The 4,693-nt window shown below is 50.2% G+C and carries 2 protein-coding genes; both read left to right on the top strand.

All coding sequences use genetic code 11. From position 1 onward, the window contains the following. Positions 1–352: 352 nt before the first annotated feature. Positions 353–1,510 (top strand): efflux RND transporter periplasmic adaptor subunit, encoded by a 1,158-nt coding sequence (locus tag NNO02_RS22530; protein ID WP_271449000.1) that lies wholly within the window; start codon positions 353–355, stop codon positions 1,508–1,510. An 11-nt stretch (positions 1,511–1,521) separates the two neighbouring features. Further along, positions 1,522–4,635 carry an efflux RND transporter permease subunit gene (locus tag NNO02_RS22525; RefSeq protein ID WP_271455803.1) on the top strand — a complete coding sequence of 1,038 codons (3,114 nt, stop codon included), beginning with the start codon at positions 1,522–1,524 and terminating at the stop codon, positions 4,633–4,635. The last annotated feature ends 58 nt before the right edge of the window (positions 4,636–4,693 follow it).

Genomic DNA, 4,693 nt, shown 5'->3' with positions numbered 1-4,693 from the left:
ATACGGAATAAATGTATCACCTGGAGATTGTTTAAACGAGTTCTAAACTATTTCATTGTGCTGATTACACACAAATAATCAAAACGAATAAACAACACCAATACATTCACCAATCATATAATCATTTCAATATGTATTTATACGCATCATAGTATTGCTATTAACGACATAATAAGTCGGTAGCTGATTACTCTTTTTTTGTTTTTACGTGCCGTGCATCGCCCCCATAAATAAGTATTGCTTACATCGCAAGCTAATAATTTGTAGGATAGCCAACTATTATTTTTTGTGCACGTTATCTCCCTCGCCTCACCCGGTAAATAACGAGCTTTCGGTTTTTTAAGGAATAGTAATGACGAAAAATGCCAGGTTCTCACTCCTGCCCTCATTCATCATCATCTCCGCTGCATTACTCGCCGGTTGTAACGATCAGGGGGATACACAAGCTCATCCTGCCGAGCCACAGGTTACTGTCCATGTCGTTGAGTCGGCCCCTTTAGCCGTGACAACTGAACTGCCGGGACGAACGACCTCATTCCGTATTGCGGAAGTCCGCCCTCAGGTCAGTGGGATTGTACTTAAGCGGAATTTCACCGAAGGGAGTGATGTTGAAGCAGGTCAATCGCTCTATCAGATCGATCCCGCAACCTATCAGGCTGACTATGACAGCGCCAAAGGTGAGCTGGCGAAGAGTGAAGCGGCTGCTGCCATTGCGCATTTAACCGTGAAACGCTACATCCCGCTGGTCGGCACTAAGTACATCAGCCAGCAAGAGTACGATCAGGCCATTGCTGATGCACGTCAGGCAGATGCTTCTGTTACTGCAGCAAAAGCAGCCGTTGAAAGCGCTCGCATTAATCTTGCTTACACCAAAGTCACATCGCCAATTAGCGGGCGTATCGGTAAATCCAACGTCACTGAAGGGGCGCTGGTCACCAATGGTCAGGCAACAGAGTTAGCTACCGTTCAGCAACTTGATCCTATTTATGTCGATGTCACGCAGTCCAGCAACGACTTTATGCGCCTCAAGCAATCCATTGAACAAGGTAGTCTGCATAAAGACAGCACCAGCAGCGCTGTTGAACTGGTGATGGAAAATGGCCAGTCCTACCCGCTGAAAGGCTCTTTGCAATTTTCTGACGTTACGGTTGATGAAAGCACCGGATCCATCACCCTCAGAGCCGTGTTCCCTAACCCGCAGCACACCCTGTTACCGGGCATGTTTGTTAGGGCGCGTATCGATGAAGGTGTACAGCCCAATGCCATTCTCGTTCCACAACAAGGTGTAACGCGTACTCCGCGTGGTGATGCCACAGTGATGGTCGTTAACGACAAGAGCCAGGTTGAGTCTCGTGCCGTTGTCGCTGCGCAAGCCATTGGCGACAAATGGCTGATTAGCGACGGTTTAAAACCCGGCGATAAAGTCATCGTGAGCGGCTTACAGAAAGCACGTCCTGGCGTGCAGGTTAAAGCCACTACCGATGCCCCGGCAGCAGCTGCGGCGCAATAAGGTAAGCGGACATGGCAAACTTTTTTATTAGGCGACCTATCTTTGCCTGGGTGCTGGCCATCATTCTAATGATGGCGGGTGCTTTGGCGATCATGCAACTGCCCGTGGCACAGTACCCTACCATCGCGCCCCCTGCCGTAGCGATTTCCGCAACCTACCCAGGTGCGGATGCACAGACGGTTCAGGACACAGTAACGCAGGTTATCGAACAGAACATGAACGGTATCGATAACCTGATGTATATGTCCTCCACCAGCGATTCAGCCGGGAGCGTGACCATCACACTGACGTTCCAGTCTGGGACCGACCCCGATATCGCGCAGGTCCAGGTGCAAAATAAGTTGCAGCTCGCCACACCGCTTCTGCCGCAGGAAGTCCAGCAGCAAGGTATCAGTGTTGAGAAATCGAGTAGCAGCTTTTTGATGGTTGCGGGTTTTGTTTCTGACAATCCACAAACTACACAGGATGACATCTCCGATTACGTTGCCTCTAACGTTAAAGACACCATCAGTCGTCTGAACGGCGTTGGCGACGTGCAGCTGTTCGGTGCTCAGTACGCCATGCGCATCTGGCTGGATGCAAACTTGCTGAACAAGTACAAACTCACACCAGTCGATGTCATTAATCAGTTAAAAGTACAGAACGATCAGATAGCCGCAGGTCAGTTAGGTGGTACGCCGGCATTGCCTAATCAGCAGCTTAATGCCTCGATCATTGCGCAAACACGCCTGAAAGATCCAGAAGAGTTCGGCAAAGTCACCTTACGTGTGAACAGTGATGGCTCTGTTGTTCATCTGAAAGATGTCGCGCGTATTGAGCTGGGCGGTGAAAACTATAATGTTGTTGCTCGCATTAACGGTAAGCCTGCATCCGGTCTCGGTATTAAACTGGCCACCGGCGCAAACGCACTGGATACCGCTAACGCCATCAAAGCAAAACTGGCAGAACTGCAACCTTTCTTCCCGCAGGGAATGAAGGTCGTCTATCCGTACGACACGACGCCGTTTGTTACGATCTCTATTCACGAAGTCGTAAAAACGCTTTTTGAAGCGATCGTGCTGGTCTTCCTGGTCATGTATTTGTTCCTGCAAAACATCCGGGCAACGCTCATTCCGACCATCGCGGTCCCCGTCGTATTATTGGGAACATTTGCCGTCCTTGCCGCGTTTGGCTACTCGATAAATACCCTAACAATGTTCGGGATGGTGCTCGCCATCGGCTTGTTGGTTGATGACGCGATAGTCGTGGTGGAAAACGTTGAACGTGTGATGATGGAAGATAATCTAGCGCCGAAAGAGGCGACAGAGAAATCCATGTCACAAATTCAGGGGGCTCTGGTCGGTATCGCCATGGTGCTCTCTGCAGTATTCATCCCAATGGCCTTCTTTGGCGGTTCCACTGGGGCAATTTACCGGCAGTTCTCAATCACTATTGTTTCTGCAATGGCGCTTTCCGTGCTGGTCGCCTTGATTCTAACGCCGGCACTGTGTGCAACATTACTGAAGCCAGTCTCTGCCGATCATCACGAGAAAAAAAGCGGCTTCTTTGGTTGGTTTAACGCCAAATTTGACCACAGCGTCAACCATTACACCAATAGCGTCAGCGGAATCATTCGCAAAACGGGGCGTTACCTGGTGGTGTATCTGGTCATTGTGATTGGGATGGCTGTGCTCTTCATGCGCCTTCCAACTTCTTTCTTACCAGAGGAAGATCAGGGCGTATTCCTGACAATGATTCAGCTCCCGGCAGGTGCAACTCAAGAGCGCACTCAGAAAGTGCTGGATCAGGTCACTCACTACTATCTGAACAATGAAAAAGCCAACGTCGAGAGCGTCTTTACGGTTAACGGCTTTAGCTTCAGCGGTCAGGGACAAAACTCAGGGATGGCGTTCGTCAGCCTCAAACCCTGGGAAGAACGTAGCGGTAGCGAAAATAACGTTGAATCCGTTATTGCCCGCGCAACCCGGGCATTTAGTCAGATTCGCGATGGTTTAGTGTTCCCCTTCAACATGCCAGCCATTGTTGAACTGGGTACGGCAACCGGTTTTGACTTTGAACTGATTGACCAGGGCGGGCTGGGACATGCCGCACTCACCCAAGCACGTAACCAACTGATGGGCATGGTGGCAAAACACCCTGACCTGCTGGTGCGCGTACGCCCTAACGGTCTTGAGGATACCGCGCAATTCAAGCTGGATGTCGATCAGGAAAAAGCACAAGCACTGGGTGTTTCGTTATCTGATATCAACGAAACCATCTCTGCCGCATTGGGTGGCTATTACGTCAATGACTTCATTGACCGTGGCCGCGTGAAAAAAGTGTATGTCCAGGCAGATGCTAAATTCCGTATGTTGCCGGAGGACATCAATAATCTGTATGTCCGTAGCGCCAACGGCGAAATGGTACCCTTCTCCACGTTCAGTTCCGCACATTGGATCTACGGGTCACCACGTCTGGAACGTTACAACGGCATGCCTTCAATGGAACTGTTAGGGGAAGCTGCACCAGGCAGGAGTACCGGTGAGGCGATGGCCTTGATGGAAAGCCTTGCGGAAAAACTACCAAATGGTATCGGTCATGACTGGACGGGAATGTCCTATCAGGAACGACTGTCAGGTAACCAGGCTCCGGCGCTGTATGCCATCTCGCTGATCGTCGTCTTCCTTTGCCTTGCGGCATTGTATGAGAGCTGGTCGATTCCATTCTCTGTCATGCTTGTTGTACCGCTCGGTGTTGTTGGAGCATTGCTGGCAGCGTCACTTCGCGGGATGAATAACGACGTGTACTTCCAGGTAGGCCTGCTAACGACTATTGGACTTTCTGCCAAAAACGCCATCCTGATCGTCGAATTTGCCAAGGACCTGATGGACAAAGAAGGTAAAGGGTTGATCGAAGCCACTCTTGAGGCTTCCCGCATGCGTCTTCGCCCTATCCTGATGACATCCCTGGCATTTATTCTCGGGGTTATGCCTCTGGTTATCAGCCATGGTGCAGGTAGCGGTGCGCAGAATGCTGTTGGTACCGGTGTTATGGGGGGGATGCTCACCGCAACATTGTTAGCGATCTTCTTCGTTCCCGTCTTCTTCGTTGTCGTTAAACGGCGTTTTAGCCGGCACCACGAATAATTTGTAAAATAAAGGCGTCCATGGACGCCTTTTTACATGATGATGAGTTCTTTATTTA

It is taken from the genome of Citrobacter sp. Awk 2 (assembly GCF_028069815.1).
Lineage (GTDB): Bacteria > Pseudomonadota > Gammaproteobacteria > Enterobacterales > Enterobacteriaceae > Citrobacter.
Note: the sequence above shows the minus strand (reverse complement) of the source record. Positions and strands in the feature narration are given on the sequence as shown.

Bases quoted from the DNA above. Each gene is read 5' to 3' on its own strand.
- NNO02_RS22530 (WP_271449000.1), top strand. From the start codon at position 353: ATGACGAAAAATGCCAGGTTCTCACTCCTGCCCTCATTCATCATCATC.
- NNO02_RS22525 (WP_271455803.1), top strand. From the start codon at position 1,522: ATGGCAAACTTTTTTATTAGGCGACCTATCTTTGCCTGGGTGCTGGCC.